Annotated in this window: 15 protein-coding genes and 1 pseudogene; 2 read left to right on the top strand and 14 right to left on the bottom strand. The window is 61.1% G+C overall.

From position 1 onward, the window contains the following. Positions 1-68: 68 nt before the first annotated feature. The 12 genes and pseudogenes from MRB47_RS01940 to MRB47_RS01885 form a co-directional block, all read right to left on the bottom strand. A pseudogene (locus MRB47_RS01940) lies at positions 69-200 on the bottom strand (helix-turn-helix domain-containing protein); the annotation flags it as partial. Between the two features lie 126 nt (positions 201-326). Then, entirely contained in the window at positions 327-1,439 is a 1,113-nt protein-coding gene (locus MRB47_RS01935; protein WP_252101758.1) for an NADH:flavin oxidoreductase/NADH oxidase, read from the bottom strand. Positions 1,440-1,450: 11 nt separating this feature from the next. Then, a complete protein-coding gene (locus tag MRB47_RS01930) occupies positions 1,451-2,467 on the bottom strand; it encodes a LacI family DNA-binding transcriptional regulator (protein ID WP_034713175.1) in 1,017 nt (338 codons plus the stop codon). A gap of 64 nt (positions 2,468-2,531) precedes the next feature. Further along, positions 2,532-4,127 carry a GMC family oxidoreductase gene (locus MRB47_RS01925; protein WP_252102576.1) on the bottom strand — a complete coding sequence of 532 codons (1,596 nt, stop codon included), beginning with the start codon at positions 4,125-4,127 and terminating at the stop codon, positions 2,532-2,534. Between the two features lie 38 nt (positions 4,128-4,165). Next, positions 4,166-5,554 (bottom strand): FAD-binding oxidoreductase, encoded by a 1,389-nt coding sequence (locus tag MRB47_RS01920; RefSeq protein WP_252101757.1) that lies wholly within the window; start codon positions 5,552-5,554, stop codon positions 4,166-4,168. Next, positions 5,544-6,365, bottom strand: coding sequence for a shikimate dehydrogenase family protein (locus MRB47_RS01915; RefSeq protein ID WP_252101756.1), 822 nt, complete (start codon positions 6,363-6,365; stop codon positions 5,544-5,546). Before MRB47_RS01915 ends, MRB47_RS01920 begins: the two co-directional genes overlap by 11 nt. 3 nt (positions 6,366-6,368) lie before the next feature. Beyond that, the gene (locus MRB47_RS01910) at positions 6,369-7,802 is read right to left on the bottom strand and encodes an aldehyde dehydrogenase family protein (protein ID WP_252102575.1); all 1,434 of its coding nucleotides are present in this window, start codon (positions 7,800-7,802) and stop codon (positions 6,369-6,371) included. 44 nt (positions 7,803-7,846) lie between these two features. Next, entirely contained in the window at positions 7,847-8,620 is a 774-nt protein-coding gene (locus MRB47_RS01905; RefSeq protein ID WP_252101755.1) for an SDR family oxidoreductase, read from the bottom strand. A gap of 26 nt (positions 8,621-8,646) precedes the next feature. Further along, a complete protein-coding gene (locus MRB47_RS01900; RefSeq protein ID WP_026437522.1) occupies positions 8,647-9,351 on the bottom strand; it encodes an ABC transporter ATP-binding protein in 705 nt (234 codons plus the stop codon). Next, positions 9,335-11,119 carry a branched-chain amino acid ABC transporter ATP-binding protein/permease gene (locus tag MRB47_RS01895; RefSeq protein WP_252101754.1) on the bottom strand — a complete coding sequence of 595 codons (1,785 nt, stop codon included), beginning with the start codon at positions 11,117-11,119 and terminating at the stop codon, positions 9,335-9,337. The genes MRB47_RS01900 and MRB47_RS01895 overlap by 17 nt, the downstream gene beginning before the upstream one ends. Positions 11,120-11,130: 11 nt before the next feature. Continuing rightward, the gene (locus MRB47_RS01890; protein WP_026437520.1) at positions 11,131-12,003 is read right to left on the bottom strand and encodes a branched-chain amino acid ABC transporter permease; all 873 of its coding nucleotides are present in this window, start codon (positions 12,001-12,003) and stop codon (positions 11,131-11,133) included. A gap of 72 nt (positions 12,004-12,075) precedes the next feature. Further along, positions 12,076-13,284: an ABC transporter substrate-binding protein gene (locus MRB47_RS01885; protein ID WP_252101753.1), complete on the bottom strand. Its 1,209-nt coding sequence runs from the start codon at positions 13,282-13,284 to the stop codon at positions 12,076-12,078. Between the two features lie 375 nt (positions 13,285-13,659). Here MRB47_RS01885 and MRB47_RS01880 point away from each other — a divergent pair, with 375 nt between their 5' ends. Beyond that, positions 13,660-13,971 (top strand): HU family DNA-binding protein, encoded by a 312-nt coding sequence (locus tag MRB47_RS01880; protein ID WP_252101752.1) that lies wholly within the window; start codon positions 13,660-13,662, stop codon positions 13,969-13,971. A 106-nt stretch (positions 13,972-14,077) separates the two neighbouring features. Continuing rightward, complete coding sequence (locus tag MRB47_RS01875; RefSeq protein ID WP_252101751.1) at positions 14,078-14,608, top strand: helix-turn-helix domain-containing protein; 531 nt, start codon at positions 14,078-14,080, stop codon at positions 14,606-14,608. Between the two features lie 199 nt (positions 14,609-14,807). On the opposite strand, the gene MRB47_RS01870 is transcribed toward MRB47_RS01875, so the two are convergent. Further along, complete coding sequence (locus MRB47_RS01870; protein ID WP_252101750.1) at positions 14,808-15,035, bottom strand: hypothetical protein; 228 nt, start codon at positions 15,033-15,035, stop codon at positions 14,808-14,810. 138 nt (positions 15,036-15,173) lie between these two features. Beyond that, the gene (locus tag MRB47_RS01865) at positions 15,174-15,479 is read right to left on the bottom strand and encodes a helix-turn-helix domain-containing protein (RefSeq protein ID WP_252101749.1); all 306 of its coding nucleotides are present in this window, start codon (positions 15,477-15,479) and stop codon (positions 15,174-15,176) included. Positions 15,480-16,014: the final 535 nt, after the last annotated feature.

The following is a 16,014-nucleotide window of genomic DNA, read 5'->3' as shown; positions in this document are numbered from 1 at the left end:
ACCCCGAAGAATTCAAGATCGAGGCGGTCAATTTCCGCCTCCAGACCATAGTCGGTCACGCTGAAGATCGGCGCCTCGTTCACCGGCGCACGCAGCCACTTGGAGACCGTGTTGCGTGACAGCCCCGTCTTGCGCGCAATCTCGCGCTCCGTCAGCTTGTCCCTCGCATGCAGCCGTCGGATCTTGCCAATCACGTCCATGGTGATCACTCCTCTAATTCAACCGCTTAAAAAATTAGCAGGATAAGTTGAACACCTGGCTCATTTTTACTTCAGCACTAACCGAGAAACTGGCTCAAATTCCGGTCGGCGCCAACCCCGTGGACATCAGCGCTGTCCGATGCGGATGTCGCCGAAAAGTTGGGACATGCCACGCGGCTGCGAACGCCAGTATGGTGGCGGCGCTTCAACCTGGGCGCCTAGCGAAGCCGCAGCATGCCAAGGCCAACGCGGGTTGTACAAGATCGCTCTGGCCAATGCAACTAGATCTGCGCGCCCTTCGGCAACGATGTCCTCAGCCTGCTTGGCCTCTGTCACCAGGCCAACCGCGATAGTGGGCAAACCTGTGGCGTTACGGATGCGTTCCGCAAGCCCGACTTGGTAGTTGGGTGCCAACGGAATTTGCTGCAGTGGAGAGATGCCGCCACTAGAGACATGGATGAAGGCGACCCCCCTGTCTTTGAGGGCCGACGAAAAGACCACGCTTTGATCGATGTCCCAACCGTTCTCTACCCAATCAGTGCCGGAGATCCTCACGCCGATTGGCATGGATGAGGGCACCGCCGCCCTGATGGCGTCAAAGACCTCCAGCGGAAAGCGCATCCGGTTGACTAGCGACCCGCCGTATTCATCGGTCCTGTGATTGGACACCGGCGACAGGAACTGGTGCAGCAGGTAGCCGTGCGCGGCATGCAGTTCGATGACGTCGATCCCGATGCGATGCGCCCGCTCGGCCGCCCCCACGAAGGCTCGCTTGAGGCGCTCCAGTCCGGCCTGATCCAGCTCGGCGGGCGCGGGCTCGCCTGCAAGATGCGGCACCGCCGACGGCGCCATGGGCGTCCAGCCTCCCTGTTCCAGAGGGATGAGCTGTCCGCCCTCCCAAGGCACTTTGCTGGATGCCTTTCTACCCGCGTGAGACAGCTGTATCGCGATGGGCATGGACGAATATCGACGGACCGATGTCAGCACGCGCTGGAGCGCTGACTCGTTGGCGTCGGACCACAGGCTCAGATCCCGGTGCGTGATGCGCCCCTCGGCGGTGACCGCCGTGGCCTCCAGCATCAGCAATCCGGCTCCGGACAGCAGCAAGTGGCCCAGGTGCACCTGGTGCCAGTCCCCCGCGTTCCCATCTTCGGCCGAGTACTGGCACATGGGCGCGATGACGATACGATTTTTGAGTGTCAGACCACCCAGTGAATACGGTGAAAACAGTTTGCTCATAGTGTGTTTCTTTAAGTGATGCGCTTGAGGCTGTCCCTGAGCACGACACTCGTTGAAAGCGGGGACCCTTCCACAGCCGGAGACCCTTCGATCAGGCTCACGATCCGGTGGGCGGCAAGGGAGCCAATCTCGACCTTGGGCACGTGCACCGTGGTCAATTTAGGTTCAACCATACTGGCCAGTTCAATGTCATCGGAGCCCGTGATGGAGAGCTCGCCCGGCACCACAACCCCTTGCTCTCGGCACTCCGACATGGCACCGATGGCGATCAAGTCGTTGCCGCAGATAAGCACGGTGGGTCTTGACGGACCGCCCAACACCTGGCGCACCGCTTGCCGCCCCCCTTCAAGGGTGAAGGGTTGTTCGATGATCCACTCGGGGCGAAGCGTCAGACCGGCCCCTTGAAGCGCCGCCTGGGTGCCCGCGATGCGTGCGCGCACCCGCTCATTTCGGTACGACTGGCCGGGACAGATGGCGACTTCTGTGTGGCCATGCTCCAGCACCGCCTGTGCCATCTTAAAGGCGGCGTCGTGGTACGAAAACCCCACACAGGGGCGGCGGTTGGCTTCGTCCACGGACCAGGTCTGCACGTAGGGCAGGTGGTATTGGCCCAGCAACTCGAACACCGCGTCGTCGTGGTCCGTGCCGACCAGCACCACCGCATCCACACCCCGCTCAACGAACGACCGCAAAAGACCAAACTCCCGCTCGGGCCGGTAGTCGTGGCTGGCAACCAGCAACTGATAGCCCAGGTCCCAGAGCGTCCGCTGGAGAGACTGTATGGAGACGGCGAAGATTGGGTTATCGAGGGACGGATAAATGGCCGCAATGGTCCGAGTGCGCCTGGATGCCAAGGCGCGGGCCGGACCATTTCTGACATACCCCAACTGTTCAACCGCCCGGATCACGCGCTCCAGCGTGGATGGTTTAACCTGCTCTGGGACCGACAAAGCCCTTGAAGCACTGCCAAGGGAAACCCCGGCGAGTCGGGCAACATCTTCGAGGGTGGGACGGGAACCTGGAGTCATCGGATTCTGGGACCACGTTGGATTATTTGATGGAGACGGTCGCTCCGGTTCGCCGACAACGCCATCAGTCCCTGCGATCCTCAAGGATCAGATCGGCCCCTTTTTCTGCGACCATTATCACGGCGCCCTGAATGTTGCCGGAGACCATCTTGGGCATAACGGAAGCATCCACAATGCGCAGCCCATCCAGCCCCCTCGCCTTCAGCCGAAGGTCCACCACCGCCCGGTCGTCGGTGCCCATGCGGCAGGTGCCCATTGGGTGGTAGATCGTCTGACCGTCCTTGCGCGCAAACGCCAGCCAGTCGGCGTCCGAGCGGACCTCAGCCCCCGGACTCATCTCGTGTTCGATGAAATGCGCCATGGCCGGTTGCGACATGATGCGGCGTGCCACCTTCATGCTGTCCACGATACACCGCTGATCCACTTCGCTGTCCAGAAAGTTCGGGCGGATCGATGGCTGATCAAACGGATCTTTCGACCGGATGTGGATGCTGCCTTTTGACTCGGGTCGGAGTTGAGTCACTCCGATGGTCAAACCGGGCGCACGGTCCAGGATCCGTTCAGCGGCATTGGCGTAGCTGGCGTGCACCATGAAGTACTGAGCGTCGGGCGCAGACAGATCTTTTTGGGTTCTGATGAAGCCGTGCACAAGACCCGTGCCCAGGGTCAGGATGCCCTTGCGTGCGGTGAAATACTTGGCGACCTCGCGCGCGAGGCGCCAGCCGCGGGCCATCTCGTTAAGCGTGACGGTGTTCTTCACGCGCCAGTTCATGCGGGTGGCGAAATGGTCGATGTAGTTCTCGCCCACTCCGGCCAAGGCGTGCCTGACGGGAATCCCCAGGGACTTCAGGTGTTCAGGCCGTCCAATGCCTGAAAGCTCCAGGATCTGGGGCGTCTGAATCGCCCCGGCGGCCATGATGACCTCGGTCGACGCAGCCACGGTGACCTCGCGACCTTGGTGCCGGTAAGTCACGCCGGTGCAGCGTTGGCCCTGGAGATCGAGGCTAAGCACATGGGCGCCGGTCTGGATCACCAGATTCGACCGGGACCGTGCCGGCTTGAGGTATGCGTCATAGGCACTGCAGCGCTGGCCGTTGCGCTGGTTGACCTGATAGTAGCCAAAGCCCTCCTGGGTGGGCGAGTTGTAGTCGTCGTTGAAAACCTGGCCGTCCTGCACCGCCGCTTTCAAGAAAGCGGAGGAGATCGGGAAGCGTTCATGTACCTGCTCCAGGTGAAATGGCCCCGATTTGCCTCGCGTTTCTCCGCCGGGCTGGTAATTTTCCAGGCGTCGGAAATAGGGCTCCACATCCGCATAACCCCAGCCGGTGGCTCCCGCAGCGGCCCAGGCGTCGTAGTCATCGGGCTGACCGCGCACGTAAATCATGCCGTTGATCAAACTCGATCCGCCCAGACCCTTGCCGCGAGGGACCGAAATGACACGACCGTTGGTGTTCTCCTCGGGCGTGGTTTTGAACAGCCAGTTGTACTTTTTGTTGGTCAGCAGTTTGCTGAACCCGGCTGGAATGGGAATCCACAGACTAGACGGCTCACCGCCCGCTTCGATCAGCAGCACACGGTGTTTGCCAGAAGCGGTCAAGCGGTCCGCCAGCACGCAGCCGGCCGTCCCCCCCCCCACGATGACGTAATCAAAGGTTTGCATGTTCATGTGAACTTCTTCAAAGATCGATCCACTCGGGATCAGCGAAGGGCGAGCACCTTGCCGGGGTTCAGAAGGTTCTGAGGGTCCAGCGCGTCCTTGATGCGCCGTGCGATTGCCAGTTCGACCGACGCACGGCAACGCTCGAGTTCATTCACCCGGTACTGACCGATGCCGTGTTCTGCCGAGATACTGCCGCCGAAAGAGACCACGACGTCGTGCACGAGTTGGTTAAGCGCCGCGGCATCCAGATAAGTCGGGACAATCACGTTGTAGTGAAGGTTGCCGTCGCCGGCATGGCCAAAGGTGTTGATCCGGACATCCGGGAAGCTGCGCATCACAGCTTCGTCGGCCGTTTTCAGAAAGTCCGGAATCGAGGAGATGGGCACGGACACATCGTGTTTGACCGAGCGTCCTTCGCGGCCTTCTGCCTCGGTGATCGATTCGCGCAAAGTCCACAGATCCGCCTCCTGCCGCTCCGACTCGGCCACCACACCGTCTGTGGCGATCTCTCTCTCGAGTACGTCACCGAGGAACGCCTCCGTGGCGTCCCGCAGGCCTGGCAACGAGGAGCTAGCCTCCAGCAGTACGTACCAGGCAGAGGCACCCAGTGGCACTTTGAGGTGCTGATGTCGGGTGACCAGTTCCAGTGCTGAACCTGCCATCAGCTCAAACCCCGTAAGGGTCTCGCCGATGGCGTTGCGGGCCGCACAGAGCACCTGCAACGCATCGGCGGGCGAGGGTATCGCCAGCAACGCGGTCACCCGGTGCCGTGGCTTGGGCGCCAGCTGCAGCACGGCGGCGGTGACGATGCCCAAGGTACCTTCGCTGCCAATGAACCATTGCTTCCAGTCGTAGCCCGCGTTGTCTTTGCGCAGACGACGCAGCCCATTGATGACCTGGCCATCGGCTGTCACAACCTCCAGCCCCAGGATGCGCGATCGGGCCATGCCGTAGCGCAACACGTTTGTTCCACCCGCGTTGGTGGAGACGATGCCGCCGATGCGCGCAGACCCCTCTGCGGCGAGCGTGATCGGCAGCAGAAGCCCTTTTTCATCCACAGCTTCCTGCGCGGTCTGGAGAACGCAACCGGCCTCCACTTCGATCGTTTCGCCGATCACATCGATGTCGCGAATGGCGTTCATTCGGGCAAGCGAAAGTACCACCTGCTGACCGGACTCATCGGGCGTTGCACCACCGGACAAGCCCGTGTTGCCGCCATGGGGCACAACGGCAACGCCCGATGCAGCACACAGCTGCATCACCTCGGCCACCTCGCGGGTGTTGCGGGGCAACACGGCGCAGAGCGGACGGCCTTTGAACATGTGCCGCCAGTCGTGGCGATAGGGATCCAGGTCGCTGCCGTCGGTCACCAATCCCCGATTGCCGACCACCTGGCCCAGGGCCGCGGGCAATGCGTCAAGACGCATGTTCGACCCCATGGGTATGGCCGTGGCGCATGAAGGCCGCCATCAAAGGGATCTGGCTGGCAAGCATGGGGGCGCCGGGGTGCACACGGCACCCTCTTGCCTTAGCGGCCTTCAGCAAAGCTGTCTCGGCGGGTTGCATGATGATTTCGGCCACCACCTGGTGGGGCAACAAGCGCTCGACATCGAGCGGGAGCGCATCTTCGTCGCGCAGACCCAGCGAGGTTCCGTTGACCACCAGATCGTGGCCCGACGGGTCCTCGGTCCCGACGACCAGTTGCGCCGCCGGCGCCACCGAATGGATGCGCTCGAACAGCTGCCTGACTTTGTCGGTGGTGCGGTTGGCCACCGTCAGGTGACTCACCCCGGCCCGTGCCAGGGCAAAGGCAATGGCGCTGGCAGCGCCGCCGGCCCCGGCCAGGTAGGCGCTGCGGCCTCTGGGTTCAATGCCTTCCTGACGCAGACCAGCGACAAATCCCTCGCCGTCCAGCATGGTTCCGATCAAGCGACCGTCGGCTGTGCGGTGGACCACGTTGACAGCGCCGATGAGCCGGGCATCGGCAGAGACTTCGTCACACAGGGCGACCATGGCGGTCTTGTGAGGCACCGTGACCACGAATCCGGCCAGGTTGTTCATGGCGCGCAGACCTTGCACGGCGGCCTGCAGGCCCTCTGCGCGGACGTGGATGGGGACCATCACCCCGTCGAACCCCTCGCCCACCAGGTGGGCGTTGATCCGCTGGGGTGTTTTGACGTGGTGGATCGGGTCCGCCAGGATTCCGAAGATTTGGGTGTTTCCCGTGATGACTTGCATGACTCAGGCCAGGGTGTAAGCGGTTTTGACCGAGGTGTAGAACTCGCGCGCATAGGTGCCCTGTTCGCGCGAGCCGTGGCTCGAACCTTTGCGGCCGCCGAACGGGGCGTGGTAGTCGACCCCGGCGGTGGGCACGTTGACCATCACCATGCCCGCCGTCGACCGGCGCTTGAAATCTGTCGCGTGTTTGAGCGATGTGGTGCAGATGCCCGAGGAAAGGCCGAAGTCGGTGTCGTTGGCCGTTTCAACCGCCTCTTCGTAGTCCTTGACACGAATCACTGAGGCCACCGGGCCAAAGACCTCCTCGCGGTTGATGCACATGGCGTTCTGGGTCTCGGTGATCAGTGCAGGCGACAGGTAGTAGCCGGGGGTATCACGCTTGAGCAGTTCGCCGCCGGCGACCAGGTGTCCCCCTTCCTGGGTACCCAGCGCGATGTAGTGCCGGTCCTGGTCCAGCTGATCCTGGGAAACAACGGGGCCGATGTCGGTCCCGGCGTTGAGTGCGTGATCGACCTTGAGCGAAGCCATGCGCTGGGCCATCGCTCTGACAAACGCATCGTGGATGCCGTATTCGACGATCAGCCGGCTGGAGCCGGTGCAACGCTGCCCGGTGGAGAAAAAGCACCCGTTGATGGCCACAGAGACAGCCTGTTCCAGGTCGGCGTCGTTCAGAATGATCAGCGGGTTCTTTCCGCCCATTTCGAGCTGAACCTTGGCACCACGCTCCATGCAGGTCATGCCAACGGCGCGCCCCGTTTGCACAGAACCGGTGAAGGTGATGGCCCTCACATGGCGCGATGTCGCCAGCGTCTGCCCAACCTTGGAGCCCGGACCCATCACGAGGTTGAAGGTGCCTTCAGGCAATTGCCCGGCACGGGCGATGATTTCAGAAAGCGCCCAGGCACTTCCCGGGACCAAATCGGCCGGCTTGAACACCACCGCGTTTCCGAACGCCAGCGCGGGAGCAATCTTCCAGGCCGGGATGGCAATGGGGAAGTTCCAGGGCGTGATGATGCCCACTACACCTTCGGGTTCGCGGGTGACCTCAACGTCCACACCCGCGCGAATGGACGGCAGCTTCTCCCCGCCCAGGCGCAGCGCTTCACCCGCGAAGAACTTGAACACGCGTCCGGCCCGGACCACCTCAGCCACACCCTCGGGCAGAGTCTTGCCTTCTTCGCGTGACAGCAACGCTCCCAACTCATCGCGGCGGGACAGGATCTCCGTACCAATGCGATCCAGCGCGTCGGACCGATGCTCTGCGGTGCATTGCGCCCACCGCTTCTGCGCTTCAAACGCCGCGCTGATGGCTTGCTCGGCCTGCGCCGCATCGGCCCGTGCGTATTCCCCGATCACGTCGTTGGTGTCGGATGGGTTGAGGTTCAAACCGGTGGTGACCCCTTCAACCCAAGCGCCAGCAATGAAATTTTTGTGCAAATTGGTACTCATGGTGTGTGTTCTGTTCGTGTAAAGAAGTGGCTTCAGGTCATCAGCCAGCCACCGGCGACATCAATGACCTGTCCGGTGATGAAGCCGGAACGTTCGGAGGTCAGGAACAGACAGGCATCGGCCACCTCCACGGGCTTTCCGAGGCGCCGCAAAGGTGTCACGGCGATGACCGCTTCGTTGGCCTCTACCGGAGCGCCTGCGACCATAGGGGTGTCGATGCGGCCGGGCGCCAGCGCATTGACGGTGATGCCGTGAGGCCCCAGCTCTCCCGCAAGATGCCGGGTCATGCCGATCAGCGCCGCCTTGGTGGTGCTGTAGTGCGCGGCGACGATGTTCAGGTAGGCCTTGCCGGCCACCGAGGACATGCTTACGATGCGGCCGAAGCGCCGCTCCACCATGCCCGGCGCCAGCAGGCGTGTGAAGTGGAAAACGCTGTTCAGATTGACGTCCACCACCTGTTGCCATTCCGCCGGGTCCATTTGCCAGATGGGAGCGGGCAGGCCCTGGTGCTTGGGTGATATCCCGGCGTTGTTGATGACGGTATCGATGGGCCCCAGCGCGGCCTCGATGCTGCGACATGCGCGTTCACAGTCGTCAAACCGTCCAACATCCGCCGCGACGAAGTGAACCTTGTGTCCCACCCCGGCTAGGCGGGAGATGAGGGCGTTTGCGCTCTCTGGCGAGCGATCCACGATGCCGACTGCAGCGCCCTGCAGAACGTACTGTTCCGTAATGGCGCTGCCCAGCCCGCCACCGCCACCAGTCACCAAGACCACCCTGTCCTTGTGTGTTTTTTCATCGTCCATGAGATATTCCATGTGCCTGTTGGTGTTCAGTGACCCAGATAGGCTCGCCGCACGTGCGGGTTCTCCAGCAATTCTTTGCCGGTCCCGCTGAGAGTGACGGAGCCGTTTTCTAGGACGTATCCCCGATCGGCGATCTGCAGTGTGTGGAACACGTTCTGCTCCACCAGCAAAACGGTGGTGCCCTGTTCGGCCACGGTTCGAATCACGTTGAACATCTGCTCCACCAGCAGCGGAGAAAGCCCCAGGGACGGCTCATCGAAGATGAGCAATCGAGGGTCTGCCATCATTCCTCGAGCGATGGCTACCATCTGCTGTTCGCCGCCCGACAGCGAGCCAGCCAACTGATTCAGGCGTTCTTTGGCACGGGGAAAGAGCGCAAGCACGCGCTCCATGCGCTCCTGGTGGAACTTGCGGGCCGACGGTTTGTATGCCCCCATCAGCAGGTTGTCTTCCACCGTCAGGAACGGGAACAGTTGCCTGCCTTCGGGGATCATCGTGATCCCCAGTTCGACTATGTCGTGCGGCGCATGCGAAGTGATTTCTATGCCGTCAAACTCAATGCTGCCGCTTCGCGCTTTCACGATGCCGCACAGCGTCTTGAGGGTGGTTGTCTTGCCGGCGCCGTTGGCCCCGACCAGCGTTACCACCTCGCCCACTTTCACGTCCAGCGACACACCTTGCAAAACTTCACTTTTGCCGTAGCCGGCCTTCACATCACGCAGTTTGAGCATGGGTGTACCCTTTTCCCAGATAGGCTTCGATGACAGCCGGGTCGTTGACCACATCGGCCGGTTTGCCTTCGCGAAGGACCTGGCCGAGGTTGATGACCACTATGCGGTCGGACAGCGCCATGGTGGCTTGCATTAGGTGTTCGATCATCAGTACCGACACGCCCGCATCCCGGATGCGCCGGATCATCTCGATGGCGCGGGTCACGTCAGACGGGTTCAAACCGGCCAGCACCTCGTCCAGCAACAGGATGCGCGGTCGGGTGGCCAGGGCACGCGCCACTTCCAGGCGTTTCATGCCACCCACGGTGAGACTGCGCGCTTCGGTGTCCAGCAGTGACGTGAGATCGGTCAGCTGCGCGACTTCCCTTGCAATCGCTTCAGCTGCAGCCCGATTGCGGGTGTGCATGAAGGCACCCAGCATGATGTTTTCCATGACCGACAGGCCCGTGAACGGCTGGACAATCTGGAAGGTGCGACCGACACCCGCGTGGGCAAAGACCTCGGGTGAGCGCGGGGAGACCCAGCCGTTTTCGGTAAGCACGCTCACGCTACCCTGGTCGGGCTTGATGAAGCCTGATAGCTGGTTGAACACCGTGGTCTTGCCCGCTCCATTGGGGCCGATCACGCCCAGGATTTCCCCCTGGTGCAAGGTCAGCGACACGTTGTCGGTGGCCTTGAGTCCACCGAAGCGCTTGTGCAGCCCTTCGGCACGCAAGATGGGTTGGCCCTGGGTAGTCAGCGGCTTCTGAGCAGCGGGAGCTGGAAGAACTGCGGCCTTGGCTTTGGCGCCATTGGGCAGGCGATCAATCAGGCGCAACACCCGCTCACTCAAGTGACCCACTAGACCGCGTGGGAAGTACAGCACCACGACGACCAGTAGCACGCCGTACACAAACCCGTGCGTGCCGTTGCCGAATGCGCTGAGCCACCCGCGGGCCAGCTCAGCGACGGGCAGCACCAGCACGGTACCGATCACCGGACCGACCACCGTGCCCAAGCCACCGATCAGGGCGAACATGGCGATCTGGATCGACATCTCCAGCGAGAAGGCCGAAGAGGGCTCCAGAAAGGTCAGGTACATGCCGTGGAAACTGCCGATTAGGCTGGTCAGCACGGCGGAGATCACCGCAGCTGCGATCTTGGCCCGCACGGCATTCACGCCCACGGCCCGGGCCGCATCTTCACGCTCGCGCACGGCAATCAGGTAGAAGCCAAAACGCGATCGACGGATCAGCCAGCTCACTGCAAGAGCGAGCGCAAAGAAGCCGAATGCCACCAGCAGATAGGCCCACTTTTCGCGAAAAATCATCCAAGGCAGGCCGATTTGCAGCGGCACGTTCAGCCCGGCCGAACCGCCGGTCCAGCTCTCCTGGTGCACGACCAGCAGACGCACCACTTCCAAGAAGGCAATCGTGGCGAGCGAGAAGAAGGGACCACGCAGGCGCAAGGTCGGGTAGGCAATGAGCAAGGCCATCGCTGCGGAAACCGCCGCGCCGGCAAACATGCCGATCCACGGAGAGATGCCGAACTTTGCGACCAACAGGCCCGCCGAATAGCTTCCGATGCCGTAGAACACGGCGTGTCCCAGGGACAGCTGCCCGGCGAAACCGCCGACGATGTTCCAGGCCGTTGCCAGTCCGGCGAACACGCAGACCTGGATGGCCAGGTGGTACACGAAGGGTGACTGTGCGGCCAAGGGAACCAGCAGGATAGACAACAAGGCCAGCAGGCCGATGTAGACCCGGGGGCTCAAGATGGGGGGCATCATGGAGATGTCCTTCACTCAGATCCACGACCCAGGCCGAACAATCCGGTGGGTCGAACAATAAGGATGGCCAAGAAGACAAGGAAGTACACAACCTCCTTCAATCCCGGACCCACGTAATAGCCGGCCAAGCTGTCGATCAGGCCAATGAACAGTGAACCGATGACCGCACCGGGCAAGCTGCCCATGCCGCCCAGCACCACGATCACAAAAGCCGTAAGCACGAAATACTGGCCCACGGTTGGGAAGGCCGGGTATTGCACGGCCAGCAGGCCGGCGGCCAGGCCCACCAGACCAGCACCGATACCAAAGGCCAGTATGTAAGCCTTGTTAACGTCGACGCCCATGAGGGCAGCAGACATCCTGTTTTGAGCCAGTGCCCGTAAACCGCGACCGGTGTAGGTGTGCTTAAGGAACAGGTGTGTAACCGCGGCGACGACGATGGCCACCACAAAGGTGATGACCTGACCACTGACGAAAGTGAATGCGCCCACTGACATCGGTTCTGTGCCAAAGGTAACTTCGGCTTTGCGGATGTCTGCACCGAACACCATCAGTGCCAGGTTCAGCAAGGCCGTTGACACCCCCACGGTGGCAAAGATCTGGATGTGTGCATCTGCGGAGAGCAAGGGTTGTATGACCAACCTTTGCATCAAGCCACCCATGACAAACAGCATCACGGCCACCAGAATCGCGGACGTGTAGGGATGGAGACCGAGGTGTTGGGCTAGCAGCCACACCGCGTACATGCCCACCATCAGAAACTCGCCGTGCGCAAAGTTGACCACGCGCACGACACCGAAGATGAGTGTCAGGCCGATGCTGATGATGGCGTAGGCCCCACCCAGCAGCAAACCATTGACCAGAAGTTGAATGAAGATGGACACAGCAGCCCCTTGAGCCGTGCAAGGGACACCCTTGCACGGCCTCTATGGATGACGTAAAAGTCGCCTAACGCGTTACTTCAGGGTGATGGGCTTGACTGTGGACACAGCCTCGGGGTAAACGGTAACGAGCTTCCCGCCCTGCCACTGCATCAGGTTGGTAGATGCAAACTGGTTCTGCCCGTTGTCCGCAAACTGGAAACCCCAACCCGCTGCGCTCGCTCCCACTGGCTTGCGATAGGCCAGTACGGCTTCGCGAATCTTGTCTTTGTCCGTGGACTTGGCTTGGGCCAGAACATCCAGAAACGCTTTGGCGCCCACGTAGTTCACCAGACTGTGACCCGAGCGAGGCTGCGTGCCAAATTTCTTCTCATAGGCGGTCACGAAATCCTTGAGGCCAGGAGCACCCGAGTCCTTCATGTTGATCTGAGGGAAGTCCACGTTGAAGACGCCCTCAACAGAGGCACCCAGTGCCTGCGCGGTTTCTTGCAGCGAATAACCACCACCAGCGCCGATCACCGCCTTGGGCTTGTAACCCGCGCTGGCCGATTGACGGAAGAAGAGCAGGGTGTCGTTCTGGTACGAGGTTTGCAACACCACGTCGGCGTTGGCGCCTTTGAGGCGCAGCACCAGTGAAGACAGGTCGACGCTCTTTGCCGAGTACGGCTGGCTTTCCACTACGTTCAGGCCCAGCCGCTTGGCTTCTTCTTTCTGGAAGCCCCCCACCAGGGTTCCGTAAGGGCCGTCTTCGTAAATGATTGCGATCTTCAGCGACTTCGGGTCCACTTTCATCATCGGTGCGATGACCTTGACGACGGACTCGACACTGCGCTCAGCAAAGCTCTTTGCCGTTGCGTTGCTGCGGAAAACGTACTTGAAACCCCGGCTGGTGATCGTGTCGGCCACAGCGCCCAGCTCGAAGTAGGGCACACCGGCCAACTCCGTCACCTGTGTTGCTGCTGCAGAAATGCCCGATGCATAGCTGCCAAAGATCGCCGAAACATCTTCCACCGATGTCAGGCGACGGGCCTCCCCCACCGCTTGGTTGGCATCGACCGCGTCGGCCTTGACAAGGACGATCTTCTTGCCGTTAATGCCACCCGCAGCATTACGCTCATCAATCGCCATCTGGGTACCGCGAAAACTTTCATCGCCCAGCAGTGCCAGCCCGCCGCTCAAGGGGTATAGAGCCCCCAGCTTGAGATCTTGTGCATGGACTGGTGCTGCAGCCAGAAGCGTGAGGCAACCTAGAGCCGTGGCCAGTCGTTTCAGTTTTTTGATCATCAGATGTCTCCTAAGCGTTAGTTAAAAATATGAAGCGCTTCATTTATTTTTCAAAAAAAAACAAAATAGCTTCTTTAGGAAGGTTTTATCTTAACTTGAAGCGCTTCATTTATACATCTTGTCTTTACGGTTTTTGTTGGCGTTTACCCTAATCCGAGGACCATCGGATCATTGAATCACCCTGGGTTTTGAGGAGGCTCCAGCTCTTAAAAAGATGGTGCCATGAACAAGTCACAGAACTTCTCCCCCCGAGGTCCGCGAGCGTGCCGTTCGCATGGTGCAGGATCACCGAGCCGATTGCCCGTCGCTTTGGACGGCCATGGGAGCGTGCATCGGCTATAAATCGAGCTTTCCTCCTCACAACAACCAACCAATATGAACCGCGCCGAACTCGTCGAGATCCTTGCTTCCAAGAACGAACTGTCCAAGACGGCCGCCAACGCCGTCCTCGAAACCCTGATCGAGACCGTCCAGACCGCCGTGAAGAAGGGCGATGCGGTGCAACTGGTGGGCTTTGGAACGTTCAAGTCCGCCAAGCGCGCTGCCCGCACCGGCAAGAACCCCGCCACTGGCGCGGCCCTGAAGATCCCCGCATCCACCGTGCCCAAGTTTGTGCCCGGCGCCAAGTTCAAGGCCGTGGTCGATCCCAAGGCCGCCAAGCGCAAGGCGGAGAAGGCAGGCAAGTAAGTCCGTCACACCCATTCCAGGAGCCGCCCCGCGTGCTGCAGCCGCCGGGCGGTTTTTGGTTGGCGCCTGCTACGCTTGGCGCTACTGACAAAACCGAGTTGAATCAATGACAGCCTTCTCCGACGCCTTCCGCTCCGAAGTCATGCGCATGGCACGCAAAGAGATCAAAGGCGAACTGGGCCACTTGCGCAAAGCAGTCACCGCACAGCGTTCCGAGATCGCCGCACTCAAGCGCGACCTCAAGGCGTTGACCCTACAGCTGCGCGGGCTGGCAAAGGCCCAGGAGAGGGCCCAGGAGAAGACGGACGCCACCGCGGAGCGCCAGCAGGCTGCCCAGGGACGATCCAAGGCTGGTTCAGGAAATGCGCGCACGCTGGCAGCGGCGCCGACCGTGGAACCCACAGCGAGCAAAGCCCGTGGCGGACGCAAATTCACCTTCAGCCATGAAGCGCTGATTGCCAAGCGACATGCACTGCACTTGACCCAAAAGGACATGGCCCGGCTGCTCGGCGTCTCGGTGGTAAGTGTCTACAAGTGGGAAACGGGCGAGGTGATGCCCCGCGCTGCGCAACTGGAGCGCGTGCGCGAGGTGCTCAACATGGGGGTGCGCGCTGCGCGCAAGCAGATTGCGGAGTAAGGCAATGTGCACAATTTGCACATTGCTGGTGCTGACAGGCCCGTCATTGTCTGCAGCCCCTACTCACAAGCAGCAGTAGCCAACGATAGGCCTGCGTTGACCGCGCGGGTACCTGGCTACAAGAAACAGCAGGTCTACTGCGAATCGATCTGCCAGCCAAGGCTTGAGTGCAGTGCGCTGTTCGGCATCAAGGCCATGATCACGAGTGATTGCGGTGCTTGGGTGTTGCGCCTGCTCGGGCGCTAAGCAACTCCGGGATTCTCGGATCACTGGCTTGCAGGGTCTGCACACGACCAGCAACCAGTCCTGTCAACGGAACTGCAGCTTGCACATTGGCAACGACCGCCTCGTGCACAGCGCGCTGCACCCATTGCGTGAGTTCAAGCGTGTCCAGACCGAACACGGTGGGAGGAACAGGCAGGGTCATGCGGGCAGCCTACGTGGGTGAGGCTTACGGGTCAAGCCACCCAATCTAGCCGCAAAAGGGTAGAGGGCGGGCGTGCATTCATGTCTGCCGTTGCTTCAGGCCAGCGAACCCCGTACCGGATCATCCACGTCCCTCACCTCATCCGCCGATTCCATCGGGCCGGACACCCAGCATCCTCTCGATGTCGGTCACCACGGTACGCCCCGGTTTCTTGAGCGGCCGCTCAATGCCATCTGCCACTACCGTTGGAACGAATACCAGTTCAAGCCCCAACTCCTGCGCCAACGCCATCGCATTGGTGATCCGTGGTGCACGCGTTCCCGACAGGATCTGCCGTACCGCGAGTGATGACAGTCCAGTGCGCTGCGCGAGTTCTTTGGCCGTGATTTTCTGAGAGCGCTTGGCCTCGGAAAGGGTGGCTGCGAAGTTGGCGAGCGTCTTCATCGGAGTTGTGGTGGGGGCCAACTTTTGTGTTGTGGTCGATGCGCAGGATAACTTAACTATCGTTTTGGGCGAAAACGACAATTAATTGTCACTTTGCACCACTCAAGACCACTGCCCAACACGGTTGACTCAACGCCGATTCCGGCCTGTCACCCCGAGAGCCTGATCCGCATATTTGGGACAACGGCAACCTGGGCGAGAAAGTCGCCGGCAGTGCGTGCGAAATTTGCACATACTGCCCTGCAAGCCCGAATGCAGTCCTTCAAGTTTTAGGCTGGAAGCGCAGTCGGCGCTGATACCTGACAGAGTGCGTCAGGAGCCGTGGCTGCTACTGGACGGACAATTAGGGGACGGGGGACTCGTCGACCAGCAATCAGCGGCTGCTGCCGCCTGCAGCGAGCCGGATAATGCCAAGAACTCGCGCCTAGGATGCGTGTTTAGTTTGATCAGCCCGTGGACGGTACTGTCCACGATGCGTTTCGGGGCAGGTTGATCGCGCTAATCGGGGCCAGCTACCTTGCCGTTGGTGGGCAGG

Source organism: Diaphorobacter sp. LI3 (assembly GCF_022807955.1).
GTDB lineage: Bacteria > Pseudomonadota > Gammaproteobacteria > Burkholderiales > Burkholderiaceae_C > Diaphorobacter > Diaphorobacter nitroreducens.
Note: the sequence above shows the minus strand (reverse complement) of the source record. Positions and strands in the feature narration are given on the sequence as shown.

What these genes read in the sequence shown, in the direction of transcription:
- MRB47_RS01875 (WP_252101751.1), top strand. Translation starts at nt 14,078, where the DNA reads ATGACAGCCTTCTCCGACGCCTTCCGCTCCGAAGTCATGCGCATGGCA.
- MRB47_RS01935 (WP_252101758.1), bottom strand. Translation starts at nt 1,439, where the DNA reads ATGAGCAAACTGTTTTCACCGTATTCACTGGGTGGTCTGACACTCAAA.
- MRB47_RS01895 (WP_252101754.1), bottom strand. Translation starts at nt 11,119, where the DNA reads ATGATGCCCCCCATCTTGAGCCCCCGGGTCTACATCGGCCTGCTGGCC.
- MRB47_RS01880 (WP_252101752.1), top strand. Translation starts at nt 13,660, where the DNA reads ATGAACCGCGCCGAACTCGTCGAGATCCTTGCTTCCAAGAACGAACTG.
- MRB47_RS01925 (WP_252102576.1), bottom strand. Translation starts at nt 4,127, where the DNA reads ATGCAAACCTTTGATTACGTCATCGTGGGGGGGGGGACGGCCGGCTGC.
- MRB47_RS01885 (WP_252101753.1), bottom strand. Translation starts at nt 13,284, where the DNA reads ATGATCAAAAAACTGAAACGACTGGCCACGGCTCTAGGTTGCCTCACG.
- MRB47_RS01870 (WP_252101750.1), bottom strand. Translation starts at nt 15,035, where the DNA reads ATGACCCTGCCTGTTCCTCCCACCGTGTTCGGTCTGGACACGCTTGAA.
- MRB47_RS01915 (WP_252101756.1), bottom strand. Translation starts at nt 6,365, where the DNA reads ATGCAAGTCATCACGGGAAACACCCAAATCTTCGGAATCCTGGCGGAC.
- MRB47_RS01930 (WP_034713175.1), bottom strand. Translation starts at nt 2,467, where the DNA reads ATGACTCCAGGTTCCCGTCCCACCCTCGAAGATGTTGCCCGACTCGCC.
- MRB47_RS01900 (WP_026437522.1), bottom strand. Translation starts at nt 9,351, where the DNA reads ATGCTCAAACTGCGTGATGTGAAGGCCGGCTACGGCAAAAGTGAAGTT.
- MRB47_RS01920 (WP_252101757.1), bottom strand. Translation starts at nt 5,554, where the DNA reads ATGCGTCTTGACGCATTGCCCGCGGCCCTGGGCCAGGTGGTCGGCAAT.
- MRB47_RS01865 (WP_252101749.1), bottom strand. Translation starts at nt 15,479, where the DNA reads ATGAAGACGCTCGCCAACTTCGCAGCCACCCTTTCCGAGGCCAAGCGC.
- MRB47_RS01905 (WP_252101755.1), bottom strand. Translation starts at nt 8,620, where the DNA reads ATGGACGATGAAAAAACACACAAGGACAGGGTGGTCTTGGTGACTGGT.